Source organism: Streptomyces griseorubiginosus (genome assembly GCF_036345115.1).
Lineage (GTDB): Bacteria > Actinomycetota > Actinomycetes > Streptomycetales > Streptomycetaceae > Streptomyces > Streptomyces griseorubiginosus_C.
This window is the reverse complement of the sequence record NZ_CP107766.1, coordinates 217,723-241,546: the sequence shown is the minus strand read 5'-3', so window position 1 is coordinate 241,546 and position 23,824 is coordinate 217,723. Positions and strand designations below refer to the sequence as shown.

22 protein-coding genes are annotated in these 23,824 nt (G+C 71.2%); 13 read left to right on the top strand and 9 right to left on the bottom strand.

Annotation, left to right across the window (positions count from 1 at the left end):
* Nucleotides 1-55: 55 nt before the first annotated feature.
* The 5 genes from OHN19_RS01125 to OHN19_RS01105 all read left to right on the top strand — a co-directional run bounded on the left by OHN19_RS01125 (nucleotide 56) and on the right by OHN19_RS01105 (nucleotide 6,308).
* Complete coding sequence (locus tag OHN19_RS01125; RefSeq protein ID WP_330262249.1) at nucleotides 56-1,639, top strand: FMN-binding glutamate synthase family protein; 1,584 nt, start codon at nucleotides 56-58, stop codon at nucleotides 1,637-1,639.
* Nucleotides 1,640-1,656: 17 nt separating this feature from the next.
* Nucleotides 1,657-3,420, top strand: a complete 1,764-nt coding sequence (locus OHN19_RS01120) for a thiamine pyrophosphate-dependent enzyme (protein WP_330262248.1) — start codon at nucleotides 1,657-1,659, stop codon at nucleotides 3,418-3,420.
* Nucleotides 3,421-3,544: 124 nt separating this feature from the next.
* Nucleotides 3,545-3,787, top strand: a complete 243-nt coding sequence (locus OHN19_RS01115; protein ID WP_330262247.1) for a DUF6411 family protein — start codon at nucleotides 3,545-3,547, stop codon at nucleotides 3,785-3,787.
* Nucleotides 3,788-3,849: 62 nt separating this feature from the next.
* A complete protein-coding gene (gene ppk2, locus OHN19_RS01110; protein ID WP_330262246.1) occupies nucleotides 3,850-4,857 on the top strand; it encodes a polyphosphate kinase 2 in 1,008 nt (335 codons plus the stop codon).
* 299 nt (nucleotides 4,858-5,156) lie between these two features.
* A complete protein-coding gene (locus tag OHN19_RS01105) occupies nucleotides 5,157-6,308 on the top strand; it encodes an acyl-CoA dehydrogenase family protein (RefSeq protein WP_330262245.1) in 1,152 nt (383 codons plus the stop codon).
* Nucleotides 6,309-6,519: 211 nt separating this feature from the next.
* Here the strand turns inward: OHN19_RS01105 and OHN19_RS01095 are convergent, their stop codons facing one another.
* From OHN19_RS01095 to OHN19_RS01070, 6 genes are all read right to left on the bottom strand, one after another.
* Nucleotides 6,520-7,035, bottom strand: a complete 516-nt coding sequence (locus OHN19_RS01095; protein ID WP_330262244.1) for a PaaI family thioesterase — start codon at nucleotides 7,033-7,035, stop codon at nucleotides 6,520-6,522.
* A 57-nt stretch (nucleotides 7,036-7,092) separates the two neighbouring features.
* Nucleotides 7,093-8,067 carry an LLM class flavin-dependent oxidoreductase gene (locus OHN19_RS01090; protein WP_330262243.1) on the bottom strand — a complete coding sequence of 325 codons (975 nt, stop codon included), beginning with the start codon at nucleotides 8,065-8,067 and terminating at the stop codon, nucleotides 7,093-7,095.
* Complete coding sequence (locus tag OHN19_RS01085) at nucleotides 8,064-10,493, bottom strand: GNAT family N-acetyltransferase (protein ID WP_330262242.1); 2,430 nt, start codon at nucleotides 10,491-10,493, stop codon at nucleotides 8,064-8,066. The genes OHN19_RS01090 and OHN19_RS01085 overlap by 4 nt, the downstream gene beginning before the upstream one ends.
* A gap of 23 nt (nucleotides 10,494-10,516) precedes the next feature.
* The gene (locus OHN19_RS01080) at nucleotides 10,517-11,596 is read right to left on the bottom strand and encodes an amidohydrolase family protein (protein ID WP_330262241.1); all 1,080 of its coding nucleotides are present in this window, start codon (nucleotides 11,594-11,596) and stop codon (nucleotides 10,517-10,519) included.
* Between the two features lie 126 nt (nucleotides 11,597-11,722).
* Entirely contained in the window at nucleotides 11,723-12,685 is a 963-nt protein-coding gene (locus tag OHN19_RS01075; RefSeq protein WP_330262240.1) for an electron transfer flavoprotein subunit alpha/FixB family protein, read from the bottom strand.
* 74 nt (nucleotides 12,686-12,759) lie between these two features.
* Nucleotides 12,760-13,521, bottom strand: coding sequence for an electron transfer flavoprotein subunit beta/FixA family protein (locus OHN19_RS01070; RefSeq protein ID WP_330269501.1), 762 nt, complete (start codon nucleotides 13,519-13,521; stop codon nucleotides 12,760-12,762).
* A 161-nt stretch (nucleotides 13,522-13,682) separates the two neighbouring features.
* Between OHN19_RS01070 and OHN19_RS01065 the strand changes: the two genes are divergently transcribed.
* From OHN19_RS01065 to OHN19_RS01030, 8 genes are all read left to right on the top strand, one after another.
* Complete coding sequence (locus OHN19_RS01065) at nucleotides 13,683-15,005, top strand: phenylacetate--CoA ligase family protein (RefSeq protein WP_330262239.1); 1,323 nt, start codon at nucleotides 13,683-13,685, stop codon at nucleotides 15,003-15,005.
* Complete coding sequence (locus OHN19_RS01060) at nucleotides 15,005-15,715, top strand: hypothetical protein (RefSeq protein WP_330262238.1); 711 nt, start codon at nucleotides 15,005-15,007, stop codon at nucleotides 15,713-15,715. Before OHN19_RS01065 ends, OHN19_RS01060 begins: the two co-directional genes overlap by 1 nt.
* Nucleotides 15,716-15,738: 23 nt before the next feature.
* Nucleotides 15,739-16,650 (top strand): SDR family oxidoreductase, encoded by a 912-nt coding sequence (locus OHN19_RS01055; protein WP_330262237.1) that lies wholly within the window; start codon nucleotides 15,739-15,741, stop codon nucleotides 16,648-16,650.
* Nucleotide 16,651: 1 nt separating this feature from the next.
* Entirely contained in the window at nucleotides 16,652-17,101 is a 450-nt protein-coding gene (locus OHN19_RS01050; protein ID WP_330262236.1) for a Zn-ribbon domain-containing OB-fold protein, read from the top strand.
* Nucleotides 17,098-18,246 (top strand): thiolase family protein, encoded by a 1,149-nt coding sequence (locus tag OHN19_RS01045; RefSeq protein ID WP_330262235.1) that lies wholly within the window; start codon nucleotides 17,098-17,100, stop codon nucleotides 18,244-18,246. Before OHN19_RS01050 ends, OHN19_RS01045 begins: the two co-directional genes overlap by 4 nt.
* A 16-nt stretch (nucleotides 18,247-18,262) precedes the next feature.
* Nucleotides 18,263-19,486 carry an acyl-CoA dehydrogenase family protein gene (locus OHN19_RS01040; protein ID WP_330262234.1) on the top strand — a complete coding sequence of 408 codons (1,224 nt, stop codon included), beginning with the start codon at nucleotides 18,263-18,265 and terminating at the stop codon, nucleotides 19,484-19,486.
* Entirely contained in the window at nucleotides 19,483-20,598 is a 1,116-nt protein-coding gene (locus OHN19_RS01035; protein WP_330262233.1) for an acyl-CoA dehydrogenase family protein, read from the top strand. Before OHN19_RS01040 ends, OHN19_RS01035 begins: the two co-directional genes overlap by 4 nt.
* 103 nt (nucleotides 20,599-20,701) lie before the next feature.
* A complete protein-coding gene (locus OHN19_RS01030) occupies nucleotides 20,702-21,139 on the top strand; it encodes a glutaredoxin domain-containing protein (protein ID WP_330262232.1) in 438 nt (145 codons plus the stop codon).
* 38 nt (nucleotides 21,140-21,177) lie between these two features.
* Here the strand turns inward: OHN19_RS01030 and OHN19_RS01025 are convergent, their stop codons facing one another.
* From OHN19_RS01025 to OHN19_RS01015, 3 genes are read right to left on the bottom strand one after another with little or no spacing between them, the layout of a single operon-like run.
* Complete coding sequence (locus OHN19_RS01025; RefSeq protein WP_330262231.1) at nucleotides 21,178-22,335, bottom strand: acyl-CoA dehydrogenase family protein; 1,158 nt, start codon at nucleotides 22,333-22,335, stop codon at nucleotides 21,178-21,180.
* A 14-nt stretch (nucleotides 22,336-22,349) separates the two neighbouring features.
* Nucleotides 22,350-22,913 carry a DoxX family protein gene (locus OHN19_RS01020; RefSeq protein ID WP_330262230.1) on the bottom strand — a complete coding sequence of 188 codons (564 nt, stop codon included), beginning with the start codon at nucleotides 22,911-22,913 and terminating at the stop codon, nucleotides 22,350-22,352.
* Nucleotides 22,910-23,821: an SDR family NAD(P)-dependent oxidoreductase gene (locus OHN19_RS01015; RefSeq protein ID WP_330262229.1), complete on the bottom strand. Its 912-nt coding sequence runs from the start codon at nucleotides 23,819-23,821 to the stop codon at nucleotides 22,910-22,912. The genes OHN19_RS01020 and OHN19_RS01015 overlap by 4 nt, the downstream gene beginning before the upstream one ends.
* Between the last annotated feature and the right edge of the window lie 3 nt (nucleotides 23,822-23,824).

Genomic DNA, 23,824 nt, shown 5'->3' with positions numbered 1-23,824 from the left:
GGTTTCTTGACGAAAGGGCAGGACTGGACATCTGACGCACGGCAATGAGCGAGAAGTGAAACGCATTGCGATCGTCGTCCTCGCTCTGGCCGCCGGCACGGTGGCGGTTGTTGCCGCGGTAGGTCTCTCACCCTGGTGGTGGGCGGCCGCCGTACCGCTCACCCTGCTGGGTCTGCTGGGTGCGGCGGACCTGTCGCAGCGCCGGCATTCGGTGCTGCGCAACTATCCCGTTCTGGGCCACGCCCGCTTCCTTCTGGAACGGATCCGCCCGGAACTGCAGCAGTACTTCATCGAGCGGAACTTCGACGGGCGACCCTTCGACCGGGATGTCCGCACCATCGTCTACGAGCGGGCGAAGGGCACCGATGCCGAGCAGCCGTACGGCACCGAACGGGACGTCTATCAGCCCGGCTACGAGTTCCTGGTGCCGTCCATGGCGCCGTGCCCGGTGCCCAAGACTCCTCCGCGGGTGCGGATCGGCGGACCCGACTGCGCCCGCCCCTACGACATGGCTCTGCTGAACGTGTCGGCGATGAGCTTCGGCTCGCTGTCGTCCAACGCGATCCTCGCCCTCAACGGCGGCGCGGCGGCCGGGGGTTTCGCCCACGACACGGGGGAGGGCGGCCTGTCGGAGTACCACCTGAAGCCGGGTGGGGACCTGGTCTGGGAGATCGGCACCGGCTACTTCGGCTGCCGTACCCCGGACGGCGACTTCGACCCCGCCGAGTTCGCCGACAAGGCCGCCCACGATCACGTCAAGTGTGTGTCCCTGAAGCTCTCGCAGGGCGCCAAGCCGGGCATCGGCGGAGTCCTGCCGGGGGCGAAGGTCAACGCGGAGATAGCGAAGGTACGGGACGTGCCCGAGGGGCGGACGGTGGTCTCGCCGCCGTACCACAAGGTGTTCTCCACCCCGCGCGAACTCGTCCGCTTCATCGCCCGGATGCGCGAGCTCTCCGGCGGCAAGCCGACCGGATTCAAACTGTGCGTGGGCTCGCGCCGGCAGTTCCTCGCCGTGTGCAAGGCCATGCTGGCGGAGGGCACGGCCCCCGACTTCATCATCGTGGACGGCGGCGAGGGCGGCACCGGAGCCGCTCCTCTGGAGTTCGCCGACCACGTGGGAACCCCGCTGACCGAAGGCCTGCTCACCGTGCACAACGCCCTCGTCGGCGCGGGCCTGCGCGACCGGATCAGGATCGGAGCGAGCGGCAAGATCGCCACCGGTACCGACCTGGTGAAACGCCTGGTGCAGGGCGCCGACTACGGCAACGCGGCGCGCGCGATGATGTTCGCCGTCGGCTGCATCCAGGCCCAGCGCTGCCACACCAACACCTGCCCCACCGGCGTGACGACCCAGGATCCCCGACGTGCCCGCGCCCTCGACGTGCGTGACAAGACGCCGCGCGTCCAGCGCTTCCAGGAAGCGACCGTGGCCAGCGCCCTGCAGCTGATGGCGTCCATGGGCGTCACCGATCCCGCCGACCTGCGCCCGCACATGCTGCGCCGGCGCATCGATCCCTACACCGAGCGCTCCTACGAGGAGTTGTACGAGTGGCTCGAACCGGGGCAGCTGCTCGCTGAGCCGCCTGCCGCCTGGGCGGCCGACTGGACCGCCGCCGATCCCGACCGATTCGCCGTCTGAGAAACCGGAGGACAAACGTGGCCCGCACCGTCGCCCGCGTCATCGTGGACGCACTGAGCGAACTCGGCGTGCACCAGGTGTTCGGCGTCGTGGGAGACGCGCTGAACCCCTTGACGGACGCCATCCGCACCACAGAGAACCTGGAGTGGGTGGGGTGCCGGCACGAGGAGGCGGCGGCGTTCGCCGCGAGCGCCCAGTCGCAGCTCTCGGGCACCCTCGGTGTCTGCATGGGCACGGTCGGACCCGGTTCCGTCCACCTTCTCAACGGACTGTACGACGCGGCCAAGAGCCACACCCCCGTCCTGGCGATCGCCGGGCAGGTGCCGCTCGCCGAACTCGGTACCGACTACTTCCAGGAAGTCGACAACGACGCGCTCTTCAGCGACGTCGCCGTCTTCCGCGCGACCATCACCTCTCCCGACCAACTGCCGCAGCTGCTCGAGACAGCGGTACGCCACGCCCTCGGCCGCAAGGGTGTCGCCGTCCTGACCGTGCCCGGCGACCTCGGCGAGCGCGAACTGACCTCGGACCGCCCGGCCCGGTTCTCCCTGAACGCTCCGCTCAGCCGACCCGAGGAATCCGCCGTACGGCGGGCCGCCGAACTCCTGGATGGCTCCGAGCGGGTCACGCTGCTCGTCGGACGGGGCGCAGGCGCCGCACGCGAGGACGTGCTGGCCCTCGCCGACCGGCTGGCCGCACCCATGGTGCTCACCCTCAAGGCCAAGGAGGGCTTCGAGGGCGACACCAATCCGTTCCAGGTCGGCCAGACCGGGCTGATCGGCAACCCGGCCGCCGCGTCGGCCCTGCAGGACGCGGACACCCTGCTGCTCCTGGGGACCGACTTCCCGTACCGGGACTGGTATCCGGAGGGGAAGACCGTCATCCAGGTGGACACCGAGCCCGCCCACATCGGGCGGCGCGTGCCGGTCGACGTCGGTCTCGTCGGCGACACGGGCACGACCGTCCGAGACCTCCTCACCCACCTCGCCGCCGCGCCCGCCGGGACGGACGGTGCGCGGGACCGCTCGCACCTGGAGAAGGCACGTGAGCGCTTCGAGCAGTGGCGCGGGGGCCAGGCACGGCTGGCCGACCCCGCACACGACAGGGGCCTGCTCGGCCGGGTGCGTTCCTCGCTGGACAATCGCACCCACGACATCCGGCCGGAGGCGCTGGCGGCCGTGGTGGACCGGCTCGCCGACGACGATGCCGTCTTCACCTCCGACACGGGCATGGCGACCGTGTGGCTCTCTCGGTTCGTCGAGATGCGGGGCGGGCGGCGGCTCATCGGCTCCTACAACCTCGGCTCGATGGCCAACGCGATGCCGCAGGCGCTCGGGGCCCAGTGCCTGGACCGCGAGCGGCAGGTCGTGGCCTTCTGCGGGGACGGCGGGCTGAGCATGCTCCTCGGCGACCTCATGACACTGAAGACGCACCGGCTCCCCGTGAAGCTCGTCGTCTTCGACAACCGCCGCCTGGGCATGGTCAAACTCGAACAGGAACAGGCCGGACTGCCGGAGTTCGGCACCGTCCTGGACAACCCCGACTTCGCCGCCGTGGCCACGGCCATGGGCATCCCCGGAATCCGGGTGACCGACCCGGCCGACCTGGAGAAGGCCGTACGTCGCGCCTTCGACACCCCCGGTCCCGTGCTGCTCGACGTGCTCACCAACCCGGATGAGATCGCGGTGCCGGCCAAGCCGACCGTCGAGCAGGGCTGGGGCTTCGCCGTGGCCAAGGTCAAGGAGATCGTGCGCAGCCACGGAGACGACGGCACGCGCTGAGACCGCCCCGGAGGTGAGTGAGCCGATCGGGAAGGACGGGTGCGGCGTGATAGCGGCTGGACGGGGCACGCGGTCCAGCGGAAGCGGAGAAGAGCGAAGATTCCTACCCACCCGGGAGCCCTTGATGGTCATCGCCGTTGTCATCGCCGCATGTGTCCTCCTGGCCGTGCTGGCCTTCCTCCTGCCGCGCCTTTCCCGGCATCCGCAGAACGGTGCCCAGCGTGGTCTCGGGGCCGGCTCGCGGGCCGGGTCCAAGGCGCCCGGGGTCCTGGGGCGGCTGCTGAGCAAACCCTTCAGTTCCAGCTCCCGCGCGGTCGGCCGCAGCGGCTCCGCCGGCCGCCGGGCGCGAGGCCGCCTTCCGTTCTGAGGGGTTCCGGCCGTCGCGACGGTCACCGGCGTCAGCACACGAGGATGATCAGGAGATTGGTGATGTCGGAGCACGACGACAAGCCCCGGCCGGACGAGGACGAGGGGAACCAGGTCGAGGCGGACCTGCTCGACGGCCTCCGTGTGGACGAACGCCGGCCCGAGAAACCGATCCTCCTGGACGCGGACGGAAGTCCGGTGGACACGTGGCTGGAGAACTACCCGTACGACCGGAAGGTGAAGAGGTCCGAGTACGAGAGGACCAAGCGCGTTCTGCAGGTCGAACTGCTGAAGATGCAGCGCTGGGTGAAGGAGACCGGACAGCGGGTGGTCGTGCTCTGCGAGGGCCGTGACGCGGCCGGCAAAGGCGGCACGATCCAGCGGTTCACCGAGCGGCTCAACCCGCGAGGCGCCCGCGTCGTGGCGCTGGAGAAGCCGACCGAGAGGGAAGCGGGTCAGTGGTACTTCCAGCGCTATGTTTCGCATCTGCCGTCCCGCGGCGAGATCGTCTTCTTCGACCGGTCCTGGTACAACCGGGCCGGCGTCGAGCGGGTGATGGGCTTTTGCACCGAGGCGGAGTACCGCACCTTCCTGGAGCAGGCCCCGCTGTTCGAGGAGATGCTGACCCGGGACGGCATCCTGTTGGTGAAGTTCTGGTTCTCGGTGTCCCAGGCCGAGCAGCGGACCCGTTTCGCGATCCGCACGGTCGACCCCGTGCGCCGCTGGAAGCTCTCCCCGACGGACCTCGCCTCGCTCGACCTGTGGGACGAGTACACGGCGGCCAAGGTCGACATGTTCCGGGCGACGGACACTCCCCACGCCCCGTGGACCGTGGTGAAGAACAACGACAAACGCCGCGGCCGGCTGGAAGCGATGCGCAGCCTCCTGGACCGCTGCGACTATCCGACCAAGGACGACGCGGCCGTGGGCAAGCCCGACCCGCTGATCGTGGGCGCCGCGAACACGCTGCTGGAGGCCGGTGAGGAACCCACCGATCTCTCCCCGACCCCGCTGGCCGGGTACGGCCTCGGACCCGGCAACCACCCCAGAGCGGACGACGAGCAGTGCTGAGCCACGGCGTCGGGCTTCGCGTGCGGTAATGCCGCGCCGAGCTCGACGCCGTGTGAGGCCCCGTACGGGGTCTGCTGCCGGTTCCGGGCCGACCGGCAGGGCGGCCGTCCCGAGGGCCACTGCCATCGGCAGATGATGGGGCGCCTGGTGCACAGCTTTCGTCGCCAGGGGGGTGCCCTGTCCTTCTTCGAGGGCCTCTGCGCAGGTAACCGTGGTGAGACGGTACTGCTGTCGGCGCACTATCAGCTAACATAGAACAATTAGATAGATGAATAGCCTAGTGCTGGCGAGGAGTAGCCGTGGACTTCGGGCTGACCGATGAGCAGGACCTGTTGCGTGCGACGGCTCGGCAGTTCGTCGCCGACGTGTGCCCGGCCGAGAAGGCCAAGCAGTGGGACGAGGAGGGCGTCGTACCGCCCGAGCTGTTTCGCGGTATGGCCGAACTGGGGTGGTTCTCGCTCCCGTTCGCCGAGGACGAGGGCGGTGACGGCGGCGGACCGCTGGAGCTCATCCTGATCGCCGAAGAGCTCGGACGGGCCAGCTTCGACGTGGCCATGTGCTACATCGGGGTGCTCATCCCCGGCATCACGGTGTTCCGGTGGGGCAGCGAATCGCAGCGCGACTTCATCCGCGAGCAGGTGATGACGGGCCGCCACCGGCTCGCCGTCGGCCTCAGCGAGCCGGACAGCGGGTCCGACGCCGCGGCGCTGCGCACCACCGCCGAGGACCACGGGGACAACTTCCTCGTCCGCGGGCAGAAGGCCTGGTGCACGGGCGGCGGCCTGCCCGACACGACCATCGCCACGTACGTGCGGACCGGGCCCCGTGAGCCCAAGCACGGCGGCATCAGCCTGCTGCTCGTCGATCCCTCGACCCACGGTGTCGAAGTGCGCCGGACACCGACACTCGCCCGGCACATCCTGGGCACCAACGAGGTCTTCTTCAATGACGCCCTGGTGCCGAAGGAGAACCTCGTCGGCCCGCGCGACGAGGGCTGGAAGGTGATGCTCTCCAACATCGAGCTGGAGAAGGTGATCATCAGTGGGGGGTATCTGGGTGCCGCGCAGGCCACGCTCGACGAGATGCTCGACTACGCCCGCAGCCGGCACGCCTTCGGCAGGCCGATCGGCAACTTCCAGGCCCTCGCGCACGCCATGGCCGACCTTCAGACCGAGATCGACTCCGCGCGGTTGCTGGCCTACCGGGCTGCCTGGCTGCTCGCCCAGGGCAAGCCCTGCACACGGGAGGGGTCCATGGCCAAGCTGAAGGGCTCGGAGACGTACGTGGCGGCCGCCCGGCTCGGGATGCAGGTCTGCGCCGGGCACGGCTTCTCGACGGAGAGCGTGATGAGCTTCCGGTACCGGGAGTCGATCGTGGCCACGATCTCCGGTGGCACGAGTCAGATCCAGCGCAACGGCATCGCCCGCAGCATGGGGCTCAGGTCCTACTGAGCCCCGCGGCGCCCTACGCTCTCCGCCGGCCGGAACTTCGCCGAGGCCCCCGCCGGCGTCCACTTCGACAACATCCGCTGCGATGACGAGTGTCGCCTGTGGGCTGCCGCCCTGGCCGACGGCATCCGCCGCTACACCCCCGAGGGCACCCTCGTAGGCCGCGCCCGAGTCCCCGAACCGGTTGGCCGACGTGACCGCCTGCCGGTCGTTCTCACCGAGCCTCGCCGTCCTGACCCGCCAGCCACTCCTGGTGGCGTGTGAAGTGACCCCGGTCCCGGGTCACCCAGATTCCGGAGACGCGGGCCAGCACGGCCCGCGTCGGCAGCAGGACCATCTCGCCCGCGATGTACCAGCGCCTGCCCTCCCGCTTCTCCACCCAGGCCCGGACCTCCAGCGGCCGCTGCACCGGCACCGGCTTCACGAAGCTCACGGTCAGCTCCGCCGTCACGGTCAACACCCGGTGCAGCAGCGGCAGATGGCCGAGGCAGTCGTCCAGTACGGCCGCGGTCCAGCCGCCGTGCGCCACATCGGGCCCGCCCTCCTGGTCGCGCGGACAGGACAGCTCGAACACCGCCGACCCGTCCTCGTCGAGCCGCTCGTGCTCCACTCCCAACCGGCAGGAACCGGCGGCGCGACAAGCCCCGCACAGAGCCACTCCGCCGGCAGTCCGGGGCGGCTCCTGGAAATCGGCCCCCGCCCAGGGCCCGGTCGGCGGCGTCGTGGACATGGTGTGACTCCTCTTGTTCTCCGACACTTCTTCTCCGACACTTCGACGCCCGCTGCTTCAGACATCGGCAAGCAGCGGGCGCAGCTTCCCCGCGATGAGCTGAACCTGCCGGGCAACCATCTCCTCGGGCATCCCGGCCAGCGAGGCCCACAGGAACACCCCCTCCACCGGCAACCCTGACACGTACGCGCTGATGGCGTCGGCGACCTCCTGCGGAGTGCCGTAGAGGAACTGACCGACACCGGTCGCGTTCAGTCCCGTCGCCCGCCACTTGTCGGGGTCGATGGGGCGGGGGAGCGGCTGGTCGGTGCCCTCCACCATGTACCGGCGGTAGCTGTCCCACTGGTACGCCAGGTGCTTGCGTACGACGGGCCAGTCGCCGTCCGGGTCCTCGGTGACGAACGTCGTGAACGAGCCCTGCATCCGGCCCGCCGCGACGTCGTACCCGCTCTCGGCGAGCCCTTCCCGGTACGGCGTCAGCAGGGCGGGGTTGAGAGACAGCAGGCCCGTGCCGAGCCGTCCGGCTCGGCGGGCGCCCTGCGGGCCCTGGTAGCCGAGCCAGATCGGCAGCGGATCCTGCACCGGTCCCGGGGTGACCAGGGATTCGGCCCACAGGCCGCGGATCTCCCGGACCCGCTGATCAGTGGTGGTGTAGCGCTTGGTGAGGTCGGCGCCGTACAGCCGGTATTCGGGCACCCGGTAGCCGGTGCCGAGACCGAGGTCCAGTCGGCCGTCGCTGATGATGTCGACGAGCGCGGCCTGTTCGGCGATCTCGGGGGCCGCGTGCAGGGGTGCGGGGATGACCGCGGTGCCCAGGCGGACCCGGCGGGTGCGGGCGGCGGCCGCCGCGGCCAAGGTGAGCGGCTGGGGGAGATAGCCGTCCTCGAAGCCGTGGTGCTCGGAGAACCAGACCGAGTCGAGGCCGAGACGGTCCGCCTCCTCGCACATCTCCAGGGTGAAGCCGTAGACCCGCGACCAACTCCGCTGCCACGGCGGAGGGTTGCGCAGGTCGAAGTAGATGCCCACCTTCACGGGGAACCTCCTGCTGTTGTGGTGCCGGCCAGCCGGATCGTCGCGTGGGCCACGGCCACTCCGTCCCCGGGTGGCAGGAGCCGCACCGGGCGCAGTTCCAGCGCCTCGATGCCGGGATGGTCCTCGACCATCGCGGAGATGCGCAGGACGGTCTCCTCCAGGGCCGCGAGATCCACCCCCGGGCCCCCGGTGCGGCCGTCCAGCAGGGGGGCGGCCCGCAACGACCGGACCATCTCGCGGGCGTCGCGGTCGCTGAGGGGGGTGACACGGTGAGCCACGTCCGCCATGAGGTCGGCGTAGTCCCCGGTGAGGCCGAAGGCGACCACCGGGCCGAAGACCGGGTCGGCGCGGACGGTGAGGAAGGCGTCCGGACCGGGGCCCGGTTCACCCCCGCGCACGGTGATCCCGTACGAGGCGAGCAGGTCGGCGGCGACCGGCGCGGGGACCGGCCCGGGGGCGCAGGTGGCGATCAGCGCCCTGGCCTGCTCGGCGTCGACTCCCGGGAGGTCCGGTACCACGCCCGCGGGGGTGCTTCGCCAGGTCTGGTAGGCCGCGGCGTGCCCGAGCGAGGTGGCGGCGGCCTCCGGGAAGGTGTACGTCGGTACCACCAGATCGCCCCGGTGCAGAAGGTCGGCGACGCCCGCGCCGCCCAGGAAGCTGGCCAGCACGGGTTTGTCGGGCCGGGCCGCGGCCGCGTCGAGGATCGCCGAGGCCACCTCGTCGGGCTTGTCCGCCAGGGGCGGCATGAACAGGACGATGGCCGCGTCGATGCCGTCGTCCGCCAGGGCGGCGTCCAGGGCGTGCCGGTAGTGGGCGGCGGTGGCGGTGGGCGTCAGGTCGATCGGGTTGGAGACGTCGGCGTGGGGTGCGAGGGCCGGCCGGAGTGTCTGCCGGGTGGGCTCACCGAGCGCGGGCACGGACAGGCCGCTCGCCGCGCACGCGCCCGCTGTCAGGGCCGCCGGGCCGCCCGCGTTGGTGATCACGGCGACCCGGTTGCCGGGCGGGGGAGGCTGGTGGGCGAGCAGCAGGGCGACGTCGAAGAGCTCCTGGAGGCTGCGCGTGCGGATGACACCGGACTGGGCGAACAGCGAGCCGACCGCCGAGTCCGCGTGGCCGGGATGGACCGCGACGATCGGTTTGCGCGGTGCGATCCGGCGGGCGACGCGGGCGAACCGGCGCGGATCGCCGAAGGTCTCGACGTGCAGCAGGATCACCGAGGTCCCCGGGTCCTCCTCCCACCACTGGAGCAGTTCGTCGGTGGAGACGTCGACGGCGTGGCCCACCGACACGAAGCCGGAGAAGCCGAGTCGCAGTCGCCGGGCGTAGTCGAGCACCGCGAGCCCGAGCGGCCCGGACTGACTGGACATCGCGACCCGGCCGGCCGCCGGCAGGGCCGGCGAGAAGGTCGCGGCGAGGCGCGCCCCCGGGGTCGTGTTGACCACGCCCATGCAGTTGGGGCCCACGAGCCGCATGCCGGAGGCGCGGGCGAAACGCGCCAGCTCCAGCTCGCCGGCCCGTCCTTCGGCTCCGGTCTCCCCGAAGCCCGTCGAGACGACCACCACCGCCTTGACCCCGACCTCCGCGCACTCCCGTACGACGCCGGGCACGGCCTCGGCCCGTACGGCCACCAGCGCGAGGTCCGGCGGCTCGGGCAGGTCCCGGACGCTTGCGTACGCCCGCGCCCCGGCGATGTGGCCGGCCCGCGGGTTGACGGGGAACACGCTGCCCGCGAAGCCGCCCCGCAGGAGGTTGGCGACGATCTCGTGGCCGATGGTCCGCGGGTCGCGGTTGGCGCCGATCACGGCGACGGAACGTGGTTCGAACAGTGGCGTGAGCGAGCGCCGTACGGCCGTCTGTTCGCGGCGCTCGGCCCGCGCCACGGCCTGGGCCTGCGGATCGACGGCGATCTCGAAGTGGATGATCTGGCCGGGCGGACCGGCTTGCGTCCGGTACCCGGAGCCGAGGAAGACGTTGATCATCCGGGCGTTGTCGGCGAGGACGTCGGCCTCCAGCACCCGGATGCCCCGGGCCCGCGCGGCGGCGGCGATGTGCTCCAGGAGCAGCCTGCCGAACCCCTCGCTCTGGTGGTCGTCGCGGATGGTGAACGTGACCTCGGCGTGTTCGGGCTCCTCCGGGTCGCGGACGTAGCGGACCAGGCCGGCGATGTCGTCGCCGTCCAGGGCGATCAGCGCCAGTTCGTCGAGGTAGTCCACGTGGGCGCCGCGCCGGATGACGTCGTCGCGGGCGCGGACCACCGGGCCGAGGGAGCGGTAGGCCAGGGTGGCCCGGGACAGGGTGCCGACGAAGGCGACCAGGCGGTCGGCGTCCTCCGGCCGGATGGGCCGGACGAAGGTCGACCGCCCGGTCCTGACGAGTCCGGGCCGTTCCAGGTCCTCGGGATATGAGGGGTGCGGGGGAGTGGTCACCGGAGTGGTTCCGTCGGCGCCGCTCAGACGGCCGCCTCCTGGGGAGTCTGGTCCGGCAGACCGAACAGCTCGTTGAAGGTGCCACGCGTGACGCGGTCGCGAATGTCGTCGGACACGCCGTCGAACAGGTCGTGCAGCGTGGACTGGGTGTGGCCGTAAGTGCCCTCCAGATGGGGGTAGTCGTCGCCCCACATCACATTGCGGTAGCCGGTCGACTCGACGATCTCCACCGAGCTCTTGTCGTGCTGGAAGGAGGCGTACACCTGCTGCCGGATGATCTCGCTGGGCAGTCGGCTCAGCTTCGGCCGGACGAACATGCCGTGCTGGCGGTAGGCCTCGTCCATCCGGTCACCGATGGCCGGCACCCAGCCCGCGCCGCCCTCCGCGATCAGGATCCTGAGGTCCGGGTGCCGGTCGAGCGCGCCGCCGGCGACCAGGTGGGACACCACCCGCATGCCCGGGTAGGTCGTCTCCATGTAGTTGACGACCGCGCCGCCGGGACCGCGGAAGACGACGTTCTGGCCGCCCGTGCCGATGTGGAAGCCCAGCACCATGCCCGCCCGCTCGGCCGCGGTCCACAGCGGTTCCCAGCGGTCGAGGGCGTACTCCTCGCCCTCCCGGGTCGAGCACGGCAGGAAGACCGCCTTGAAGCCCATCTCGGCCGCCCGCTCCAGTTCGGCCACCGCGTCACCGATGTCGGCCGTCGAGACACAGGCGGTGGTGATCACCCGCTTGTTCTTGCTGAGGATCTCGTCGTACGCCCAGTCGTTCCACGCCCGGACGGTCTCCCGGGCCAGCTCGCGGTCGGTGATCGACACCAGCCAGAACCCCATGGAGGGAAAGGCCAGTTGGGACCAGACGCCCTCCTGGTCGAGGTCCTTGAGCCGGACCTTCAGGTCCCAGGCGCCCGGCGGGCGCATCGCGTCCATGAAGTCGCCGAGCTGGCGGTCGATGCGCTCGCCGTCGATGTAGAGCATCTCGTACTTCTCGCCGCGCTCACTGCGCGGCGCCCGTGCGCCCAGCCGCGCGGGCAGCCGCTCGGTCCACACGTCCGCGGGCTCCATCACATGGGAGTCCCCGGAGTTGACCCAGATCTTCGTCATGACGCTCCTTCGGGTCACGGTTGCAAGCTCGACGGATACAAGCTCGACAGTACGAGCTCAATGGTTGTAATCAGTCAGCTATTTTAATTGTATGGATGGCTGAAGGGAAGGCCGGCCCGGGAGAGATCAGCTCCGGCGCCGCTCGATCTCTTCCACCAGCTGGGGCAGCACCGTGAAGAGGTCCCCGACGACGCCGTGGTCGGCGAGCTCGAAGATCGGTGCGTCGGCGTCCTTGTTGACGGCGACGATGGTCTTGGACGTCTGCATGCCCGCCCGGTGCTGGATCGCGCCGGAGATGCCGGCGGCGAGGTAGAGCTGCGGGGAGACCTGGGTGCCGGTCTGGCCGACCTGGTGGCTGTGCGGATACCAGCCGGCGTCCACGGCCGCGCGGGACGCCCCGACGGCCGCACCGAGCGCGTCGGCGACCCGTTCGATGAGGGCGAAGTTCTCGGCGCCGTTCACCCCGCGGCCGCCGGAGACGACGATGTCGGCCTCGGTCAGCTCGGGCCGCTCGCCACGCTCGCGCGGTGTGCGGGACAGGACGCGGACGGCGTGCGAGGCCGGGCCGAAGGTGACGTCCGGCTTCTCGACGACGGGTTCGACGGGGGCGGGTTCGGGGACGGCGGCGTTCGGCTTGACCGTGATCACCGGCACGCCCTGGGTGACGTGCGCGGTGACCTGGTAGGTCGCGGCGAACGCCGACTGCTCGGTGACCGGTCCTTCGGGCCCCGCGGTGACATCCACGGCGTCGGTGATGAGTCCGGAGCCGAGCCGCAGCGCGACCCTCGCGGCGATCTCCTTGCCGTCCGATCCGGACGGCAGCAGGATCGCGGCCGGGCCGGTGCGCTCGGCGAGCTGGGTGAGGGCGTCCACGGCCGGGGTGACGAGGTACTCGTCGACCTCGGGGGCGTCCACGACGTAGACCTTCCGGGCGCCGTACCGGGCGAGCACCTCGGTCGCGCTGTCCGCGCCCGACCCCAGGAGGAGGGCCGAGGGCTCGCCCAATCGGCGGGCCAGGGTGAGCAGTTCGAGGGTCGGCTTGCGTACGGCACCGTCGACGTGGTCGACGAGGACGAGGATCTCGGCCACGGTGAGGCAACTCCTTCAGTCGGCTGTTTCGGGGCGGGGTGCGGGCGGGCGGGGTGCGGTGAGAGCGGGTGCGGTCAGACGAACTTCTTGGCCGTGAGGAACGCGGCCAGCCCGATGCCGCCCGTCCCCTCGTCGGCGACGATCTCGCCCTTGGTGCGCGGCGGGCGCCGGGTGGCGGTGTCCACGGCGGACCGCGCCCCGGCTCGGCCGACTTCTGCGGCCTCGATGCCCAGGTCGGAGAGACCGAGGGTCTCCACCGGCTTCTTCTTCGCGGCCATGATCCCCTTGAAGGAGGGGTAACGGGCGTCCCCCGAGCGGTCGGTCACCGAGACCACGGCCGGCAGGGCGCCCTGGATCCGTACGGTGGCGCCGTCCCCCTCGCGGCGCCCGGTGACCGTTCCGTTCTCGACCGCCAGCTCTTCGAGGTGGGTGACGGCCGGGACGCCGAGCCGCTCGGCCAGCAGCGCGGGCAGCACGCCCATGGTGCCGTCCGTCGAGGCCATCCCGCACAGCACGAGATCGAAGCCGTGCCGCTCGATCGCCTTGGCCAGCACCAGTGACGTACCGAACACGTCACTGCCCTCGATGTCCTCGTCGCTGACGTGGACGGCCGCGTCGCCGCCCATGGCAAGGGCCTTGCGCAGGGCGTCGCGCGCGTCCTCGGGTCCGACGGTGAGACAGCAGATCTCGGCGTCGGCGTCCGACTCGGCCAGGCGCAGCGCCTGCTCGACGGCGTACTCGTCGAGTTCGGACAGCAGCGAGTCGACCGACGCCCGGTCGGTGGTGCCGTCCTCGGTGAAGGTGCGGTCCGCCGTGGCGTCGGGCACGTGCTTCACACAGACAACGATCTTCACGACGGCCCTCCTGTGGTTGAATGAGTGTTAATAGTTAACTATATAGATCGATGGAGCGCGAGTCATGAGGTCAATCCGTCGAATTGGTTGACTGATTGCGCTGATAGCTGGAAGATCTGGGCACTGAGCCGCGAGGAGGCGCCATGGTCGGTGACAGGGACACCGCTGACAGGTACTTCGAGCCCCAGGTGGAGACCATGCCGCGCGAGGAACTGCGCGCGCGGCAGGAGGAACGGCTCCTGGAGCTCGTGGAGTACGCCTACGCCAACTCGGCCTTCTACCGCGAGCTGTGGGACGAGCACGGCACCCACCCGCGGGACATCCGCTCGCTGGAGGACTTCCGGGCGCGCGTCCCGTTCATCACCAAGGACATGATCCGCGCCTACCGGAGCCGCACCGGCGACCCCTTCGCCGGCCTGCTGTGCGTCCCGGTCGAGGAGCTGACCTCGGTCTCCTCCAGTTCCGGTACCACCGGCGACCCGGAGTTCTTCGCCGAGATCTGGCAGGACGCCCCGCCCCTGGTGACCGCACAGGTACGGGACCTGTGGGAGCTGGGCCTCAGGCCCGGCGACCGGGTCCTGAGCCCGCCCGGCACCTTCCGGAACTTCATGGACGCCGGCTTCCAGGCGCTGGGCGCGGTGGTCATCGAGATCGACACCTGGATGGGCAACATGCCCGAGGTCGTCGAGGCCCTGCGCACCTACCGGCCCGCCTACCTGCAGATGATGTATCCGCAGATGGTGGAGCTGGAACACCTGGCGGAGAAGACCGATCTCAGGGAAGCCTTCTCCTCCCTCAAGGGCGCCTCCTGCGCCGGCCAGCCGCTGAGCCGCAGGATGCGCGAGCGGATCCGCGACGACTGGGGCATCGACGTCTACGAGTACACCAGCGCCGCGGACACCGGCACCGCCTGGGAGTGCCGTGAGCACGACGGCTTCCACCTGTGGGAGGACACCGTCTTCGCCGAGTGCGTCGAGGTCGACGGGCACGCCTGGCGGGACGTCCCCGAGAGCGATCTCGGCGAACTGGTCGCCACCGACCTGGACAACCGGGCCGCACCGCTGGTCCGTTACCGCAGCGAGGACCTCGTCCGCCTCTCCCGCGACACCTGCGGCTGCGGCCGCACGCACGCCCGTATGTGGGTGGCCGGGCGGCGCGGCGACGAGACGGTCGTCCAGGGACGCTCCGTCGTGCTGCGGGACATCTGGCAGGCGGTCGAGGACCAGCCGGAGACCGTGGCGGGCGTCTTCCAGATCGTCCGGGACCGGCGCGAGGTCGACGAACTGCGGCTGCGCGTCGGCTACGACCCCCAACTCACCGGCGACGTGGACGCCCTGGCCGGACGCCTGAGCGAGGCCGTGCGCGAGCGGACCGGAGTCAAGCCGGTGCTCGACATGCGCACCGAGGAGGACCTGTTGAAGACCATGACCAGCGTCGCCAAGTTCCCCCGGGTGGTGAGGACCTGATGGCCCGCGCCGACACCCTGGCCCGCGCCAGGAGGCTCGACCACCCCGAACTCGCCTACCTCCTGCGCTTTTCCACCGCCCACGGCGTCCGGGACCTGGAGCTCACCTGGGCGGAACTCGCCCGCGACACCGAGTGGGCCACCGCACGGCTGCGGGAACACGGCCTCGCCGCCGGACAGCGGGCCCTGCTGACGGCCTCCGGCTTCGAGGGGTTCTGGGGACTCGCGGTGGTCGGCGCCCTGCGCGCCCTGAAGGTGCCGTACGGCATCGCCGAGGCGATGGGCTGGGATCACCGCCGCACCGCGGTCTTCCACCGCGAACTGACCCCGCACGCGGTGATCGGCCTGTCGGCCCAGACACTGGAAGGGCTCTCCGGCACCGCCGACATCGGCGAGATGTTCCGGTCCACGCCCGTCGTGCTGGCCCGCCCCGCCGCCGTACCCGTCCTGCGCGCGGCGGGAGTGACCGCCTCCGTGATCTCGGCGGTGGGACCGGCTCTCGCACTGGAGTGCCCCGAACGCAAGGGCGCACATGTCAACGCCGCCGAATGGCGGTTCGGCGAGCGGGACGGACAGCTGACCGTGGCCGCGGGGGAGCGGCGCACCTCACTCCTGCCCGAGACACCGCTCGGCATCACCGGACGCCTCGTCACGGGCCGCTGCGGGTGCGGCAGCGACGACCCGCGAGTTCTGCTCGCCGAGGCCAACTGACCTTTCCGATGGAGGAATCGAGCATGTCTGAAGGAGTGGTCGAAGGCCGGATCGCGGTCGTCACCGGAGCCGGCAACGGCATCGGCCGGGCCCATGCCCTGGCCTTCGCCGCACACGGGGCGAAGGTCGTGGTCAACGACCTGGGCGGCGCACGCGACGGCGGGGGCTCCTCGGCCGGACCCGCGCAGACCGTGGTGGACGAGATCGTCGCGGCCGGCGGCGAGGCCGTGGCCAACACGGACGACATCTCCACCTGGGACGGCGCGGGCCGTCTCGTCCGGCAGGCCGTGGACACCTACGGCGGCCTGGACGTGCTGGTCAACAACGCGGGCATCCTGCGCGACCGGATGATCGTGTCGATGACCGAGCAGGACTGGGACAGCGTGCTCGCCGTCCACCTCAAGGGCAGCTTCGCCACCCTGCACCACGCGGCCGCCCACTGGCGCGAGCGCGCCAAGGCCGGTCACGCCAACGACGCCCGGGTGATCAACACGACCTCCCCGTCCGGCATCTTCGGCAACCCCGGACAGTCCAACTACGGCTCCGCCAAGGCCGGCCTCGCGAGCCTCACGATCATCGCCGCCGCCGAACTCGCCCGCTACGGCGTGACGGTGAACGCCATCGCGCCCACCGCGCTCACCCGGCTGACCGAGGACATCGAGATGATGCGGCAGGCCGCACAGAGCCAGGACCTCACCCCGGAGGCCATCTCGCCGCTCGTGGTGTGGCTCGGCTCGGCCGCCTCGCGCGAGGTCACCGGCCGGGTCTTCGGCGTCGTCGGCAACCGGATCACCGTGCTGGAGGGCTGGGTCAACGGCCCCGGTGTGGGTTCCGAGAACCGCTGGACCCCCGAGGAGCTGTCCTCGGTCGTCCCGAACCTGGTGGCCAAGGCGGCACCCAACGCCGACGCCCTCGGCAACCGGAACGGGGCCTGAGATGACCACTCGTACGGAACAACTCCCGGTTGCCGAGGACCTGTTCACCTGGCCGCCCGGGGACGACAACCCGCTGCGGCTCATCGGCTCCGAATGCGCCGACTGCGGTCTGGTCAGCTTCCCGGCCGCCCCCGCCTGCGTGCGGTGTGCGAGCACGGAGTCGAAGCGGCGGCTGCTCGCCGACCGCGGCACCCTGTGGACGTACACCACCCAGGACTTCCGCCCGCCGTCCCCGCCGTACGACGGACCCGAGGCCTTCGAGCCCTACGCGGTCGGCTACGTCGAACTCCCCGGCGAACTGCTGGTCGAGGCCCGGCTCACCGAACCCGACCCGGACAAGCTGCGCATCGGCCAGCCCATGCGGCTGACGCTCGTGCCCTACACCGTCCGGGACGACGGCACCGAGGTCGTCACGTTCGCGTTCACCCCGGCTGAGGAGGAGACATCGTGACCGAGGCCGTCATCATCGGAGTGGGGCTCCACCCCTTCGGGCGCTTCCCCGGGAAACCGGCGCTGGACATGGGCGCGGACGCGGTACGGCTCGCGCTCGCCGACGCGGGCGTCAACTGGCCGCAGATCCAGGGCGGTTACATCGGCAGCTACGAGGTCGCCAACCCGGACGCCATCGTGGGACGACTCGGTCTGACCGGCATCCCGCTGCGCGGGGTGTTCAACGGCTGCGCCACCGCCGGTACGGCCGTCGCACTGGCCGCCCGCGCCATCGAGACCGGCGAGCACGACCTGACCATCGCGATCGGCCTCGACAAACACCCGCGCGGCGCCTTCGCGGCCGACCCGTCCGTGGCCGGTATCCCCTCCTGGTACGGGCAGACCGGCCTGTTCCTCACCACCCACTTCTTCGGCATGAAGATCAACCGCTATATGCACGAGCACGGCATCTCGCACGAGACCCTCGCCCGGGTGGCCTCCAAGAACTTCGGCAACGCGGCCGCCAACGAGAAGGCCTGGCGCCGCACCCCCCTCACCCCGGAGGAGGTCCTGGCCTCCCCGGTGCTCAACTACCCGCTGCGCCAGTTCATGTACTGCGGCCCGAACGAGGGCGCCGCGGCGATCGTGCTGTGCCGCGCCGACCAGGCCCACAAGTACACCGGGAAGCCGGTACGGGTACGTGCCACCGCCCTGCGCAGCCGCCGACTCGGCGCCTTCGAGGTGCAGAGCCCCTCGTTCCCGGTCGGTGAGGTCGTCGACAGCCCCACGGTGGACGCCTCCCGGGCGGCCTACGAAAGCGCGGGCATCGGCCCGGAGGACGTCGACGTCGCCCAGCTCCAGGACACCGACGCCGGGTCGGAGGTCATCCACATGGCGGAGAACGGCCTCTGCAAGGACGGCGAGCAGGAACGCCTCATCGCCGAGGGCGCCACCGCGATCGGCGGCCGGCTCCCCGTCAACACCGACGGCGGACTCCTCGGCAACGGCGAGCCCATCGGCGCATCGGGCCTCCGGCAGATCCACGAGATCGTCCTCCAGCTCCGCGGTGCGGCGGGGGAGCGGCAGATCCCCGGCACCCCCCGCGTCGGCTACACCCACCTGTACGGCGCGCCCGGCGCGTCGGCGGTGACGATCCTCTCGACCTGACAGCGGAGCGAACGCGATGGAATCGGATGACATGCGGGACTTCGCCGCCGAGGCGCGCCGCTTCCTCGACGCCCACGCGGCGAAGGCAGCCGATCGGGCCGCCGTCACCTGGGGCGAGGGCGACGACTCGATGGCGTACTTCAGCAGCCTCCCGCCCGAGGAGGAGGCGGAGCAGGTGCGGCGGGCGCGCGCGTGGCAGCGCACCCGCCACGAGAACGGCTTCGGCTGGATCACCGGCCCGCCCGAGTACGGCGGCCGGGGCCTGACCCCCGTCCACGACCTGCTCTACGACAGCATCGAGTCCGAGTACGACGTCCCGGACACCGGAGTCCTCGGCGTGGTCGGCCTCGGCATGATCGGACCGACGATCCTCGCCCACGCCCAACCCGCCCTGCGCGAACGCTGGTTGCCCGCGATGTACCGCGGCGACGCCATCGCCTGCCAGCTGTTCAGCGAGCCCGGCGCCGGATCCGACCTGGCGGCCGTGGCGACCCGGGCCGTCCGCGAGGGCGACGACTGGGTGCTCAACGGGCAGAAGGTGTGGACGTCGGTCGCCCAGCACAGCCAGATCGGCCTCGCCCTGACCCGCACCGACCCCGACGCGCCCAAGCACCGGGGCATCACCGCCTTCCTGGTCCCCATGGACGCCCCCGGCGTAGAGGTCCGCCCGCTGCGTCAGATGACCGGCGGCGCCGACTTCAACGAGGTCTTCCTCACCGACGTCCGCATCCCCGACGACCACCGGCTCGGCGAGGTCGACGGCGGCTGGACGGTCGCCCTGACCACCCTGATGAACGAGCGCAACACGGTCGGCAGCGAAGGCGCGGGGCCCGTGGCCGCCGCCCTGTCCCCGGACCACCTCTCGGCCCTCATGCGCGCCACCTGGACCTGGGACGACCGCGCCCTGCGCGGACGCCTCGCCGAACTCCTCGTGGACGCGATGGCCACCGGCTACCTCAACGACCGCGCCCAGCGCACCCTTCGGGCCGGCATCGCCCCCGGCCCCGAGCGGTCCGTCGCCAAGCTGATGTACGGCCAGAACCTCACCCGCGCCGCCCACTTCGTGTCCGAGTGCCTCGGGCCGCGCATCATCGCCGACACCGGCCGCTGGGGCATGTACTCCTGGTCCGAACTCCTCTTGGCCACACCGGCGTTGCGCATCCTCGGCGGCACCGAGGAGATCATGAAGAACATCCTCGCCGAGCGGGTCCTCGGTCTGCCCAAGGAGGCACGCGCATGAGCGCCGACGAGAGCGGACTGAAAGAACTCCGCTCGTCCGTCAGGGAGTTCCTCGAAGCGAAGTCCTCCGAGGAGGCCGTACGCAAGCTCCTCGAAAGCGAGCCCCGCTTCGACCCGGACGTATGGGCGCAGGCCGCCGACCAGCTGCGCCTGCCGGCCCTGGCCATCCCCGAGGAGTACGGCGGCGACGGCTTCGGACCGGTCGAACTCGGCGTCGTACTGGAGGAGATGGGCCGCGCCCTGTTCTGCGCCCCCTTCTTCGCCACCGTCGTCCTGGCGGTCCAGGCGCTGCTGGCCACGGGAGACCGCGAGGCCTGCGCACGCCATCTGCCCGGCATCGCCGCAGGGCGGACCACCGCCACCCTCGCGGTCGCCGAGGAAACCGGGTCCTGGGACCCCGCCCTGATCTCCGCCCGCGCGATCCCGGACGGGGACGGCGGCTGGAGGATAAGCGGCCACAAGAGCTTCGTCATCGACGGCACCACGGCCGACCTGATCCTCGTCGTCGCCCGCACCGTCGCCGGACCCACGTTCTTCGCGGTGGACCGAACGGCCCCCGGAGTGGCCGCCGAGGCGATGCGGACCCTGGACGCCACCAGAGCGATGGCCCGGCTCACGTTCGACGCCGTGCCCGCTACGGTCCTCGGCGCGGAAGGCGCGGGCGGGCGCATCATGGCCGACGTCCTCGACATCGCCTCCGTGGGGCTTGCCGCCGAGCAGTCGGGCGGGGCGCGCCGGTGCCTGGAGATGAGCGCGGAGTACGCCCGCACCCGGTACCAGTTCGGCCGGCCCATCGGCTCCTTCCAGGCCGTCAAGCACAAGTGCGCGGACATGCTCGTCCAGGTCGAACTCGCCGAGGCCGCCTCACGGGAGGCCGCGCTGCTGGCCGCCGAGGGCTCCGCCGCCTTCCCGGTGGCCTCGGCGGTCGCGCACGCGAGCTGCTCCAAGGCGTACATGTTCGCCGCCATGGAGAGCATCCAGGTCCACGGCGGTATCGGCTTCACCTGGGAGCACCCGGCCCACCTCTACTTCCGGCGGGCCAAGTCCTCCCAGCTGCTCTTCGGCGGCCCGGCGGTCTATCACGAACGGCTGCTGGACCGGCTCGGCATCTGACGACCGAGCCGTCGAGAGGGCCCCGGGGCTTCGGACGTCCCCGGGGCCCTCTCGGCGACCCCGTCCGTGGGATGTTCCGGCGCGTCGCCTAGCCTTCGTGCTCATGACGCGCGGCTGGCTCCCCTCGATCCTGTTCCTGCTCTGCGGCACAGGCCTCGCGGTCGCGCTGCTCCTCGGCGGAGACGTCGGCACCGCCGCGGTACTCCTGCTGCTGTTCATGCTGCTCGCGGCGGTGAACTCGCCCCTGGTCTTCCCCAGGTCGATCGATGCTGCGGAGGCGCGACGCCGTAGCGCGGCCGACGGTCGGCCGATCGTGTTCTGGCGGCCGGGCTGTGCGTACTGCCTCCGGCTGCGCATGCGGTTGGGCCGCCGAGCCCGCCGGGCGCACTGGGTCGACATCTGGCGCGACCCCGAGGGCGCGGCGGCGGTGCGGGCGGTCAACGACGGCGACGAGACCGTGCCGACCGTCGTCGTGGCCGGCCGGCCCCACGTCAACCCCGATCCCGCGTGGGTGCGTGAACAGCTCTCCCGATCCGCGTGACCGCGTGACCGCGTGACCGCGAGTCCACGAGGACGAGCTCAGCCGCGTGCCGCCTCGCCCAGCAGGGCCTTCGCGATGATGACCTGCTGGATCTGGCTGGTGCCCTCGTAGATGCGGAACAGGCGGGCGTCCCGGTAGAACCGCTCGACCGCGACCCCGCGCATGTAGCCCGCGCCGCCGTGGACCTGGACCGCGCGGTCGGCGACCCGGCACACCATCTCGCTCGCGAAGTACTTCGCACACGACGGGCCGACCTTGGTGTCCGTCCCGGCGTCGAAGGCGCGCGCGGCCTCCAGGACGGTGGCCCGGCCGGCGTAGTAGTCGGTCTGCGAGTCCGCGATGAGGCCCTGGACGAGCTGGAAGGAGCCGATGAGACGGCCGGACTGCCTGCGGGTGCTCGCGTACGCGACCGACTCGTCGACCAGGCGCTCGGCCATCCCGACCATCAGCGCGGAGATGTGCACCCGCCCGTGCGCGATGCAGCCCATCGCGGTGGAGAACCCCCGGTTGAGCCCGTCCGCGCCGCCGACCAGCGCGGCGGCCGGCACCCGTACGTCGTCGAAGAACACGTCCGCCGTCCACGCGCCCAGCTGGCCCATCTTGTGGTCCCGGGGGGCCACGGTCAGCCCGGGGGTACCGGCGGGGACCAGGAACGTCGAGATGCCGCGGGTGCGCGGGGCGTCGGGGTCGGTGCGGGCGAAGACCATGAAGACGTCGGCGAGCGGGGCGTTGGTGATGTACCGCTTGGCACCGTTGATCACCCACTCGTCGCCGTCGAGATACGCCTTCGTGGTGAGCGTCGAGGGGTCGGAGCCCGCGTCCGGCTCGGTGAGCGCGAACGACGCCAGCACCTCGCCCGAGGCGATCCTCGGCAGCCACTGCGCCTTCTGGTCCTCCGTCCCGCCGACCATCAGGACGTGCCCGGCGATGCCGTTGTTCGTCCCGAACATCGAGCGCAACGACGGTGTCGTGTAACCGAGTTCGAACATCAGCTGGGTCTCTTCGTACATCGAGAGCCCAAGGCCGCCGTACTCCTCGGGCAGCGCGAAGCCGAACAGGCCCATCTTCTTGGCCGCCTCGCGGATGTCCGCGGGCATCTCGTCCTTCTCGTCGATCTCCGCCTCGAGCGGCACGACTCGGTCCCTGACGAAACGCCGGACCTCGGACAGCACGTCGCTGAAGTCAGCCGCGTCCATGTCGACTCCCTTGCCTAGTGATCCACTTGTGTCTCGCCCGGTGAGGGCGAGTCGGTCGGGGGCGCGACGGTAGGGGGTCCGTCCGGCGTGCGCTCGGGCCGGTAGCAGACGGCCAGCAGTGCCGCCGCGCTCGCCGTACCGAGTCCCGCCGCCAGCAACGCGGGCCCGACGCCCGCGCGTTGCCGGCGCAGCAGCCCGTCGAGGGAGTACCTGCCGTGGCCCAGTCCCGCCAGCGCGACGGCCGCGCCGCCCACCACACCGAGGTACTCCCAGCCGCCCTTGAAGACGAAGAAGCCCTTGCCCCGGTGGTCGGTGCGCGCGGCCACGGTCATGAGGCCGACGGCGGCGGCCGCGGGGAGGGGGTTGGCCGCACCCAGGGTGATGCCGATCCCGGCCGCCATCTCGGTACCGGCGGCCATCCGCGCGTGTACCTGGGCCGGTCTGAGGCCGAGCGCCTCGAACCATCCCGTGGTGCCCTTGAGACCACCCGGCCCCGCGACCTTGTTCCAGCCGTGGGCGAAGAGCATCGGGCCGAGCGTGCCCCGCAGGACGAGCGCGGCGGCGTCATGGCCCTTCACTGGCCCACTCCGGTGGCCCGGCCCGCCGGTGCGACACCGTACAACCGCGGTACGGCGTCCACGAGTTCGTCGTAGGTGAGGGCCTGTCCCGACTCGCTCGGGTGGACCGCGGCGACGGTCCAGCCCTGCAACCGGTTCAGCCGGTTGCCCTCGATGCGCAGGACCTGGCCGGTCAGCCAGGCCGCGCTGTCGGAGGCGAGGTAGACGACGACTCCCGAGGCGTTGGCGGGATCGCGCGGATCGAAGGCGCCGGTGGCCCGGAGGTTCTCGCCGACGGCCAGTCCGTCCGTCATCCGGGTTGCCGCGATCGGCGAGATGGCGTTGGCGGTGACGCCGTACTTGCTCATCTCCAGGGCGGTCAGGACGGTGAGCCCGGCGATTCCGGCCTTCGCGGCACCGTAGTTGGACTGGCCCTGGTTGCCGAACAGGCCGGTCCCGGACGTCGTGTTGATGACGCGGCCGGTCACGCGCTCACCGCGCTTGGCGGCCTCGCGCCAGTACGCGCACGCGTGCCGGGTGAGCGCGAACGTGCCCTTGAGATGGACCGCGATCACCGAGTCGAACTCGGCCTCGCTCATCGAGAACAGCATCCGGTCGCGCACGATGCCCGCGTTGTTGACGATGACGTCCAGGCGGCCGAACTCGGCGACCGTGTCCGCCACCATCGTCTCGGTGGCCGCCCAGTCGGTGACCGACGCATGGTTGGCGACGGCCCGGCCGCCGAGCTTGATGATCTCCGCGACCACGTCGTCGGCGGGGGAGTCCCCGGTGCGCTCGCCGTGTACGCCCGAGCCGAGGTCGTTCACGACCACGGTCGCGCCGGCCTCGGCGAGCGCCAGGCAGTGCGCCCGGCCCAGGCCCCGGCCACCGCCGGTCACGATGGCGACCTTGTCGTCGAGGATGCCCACGCC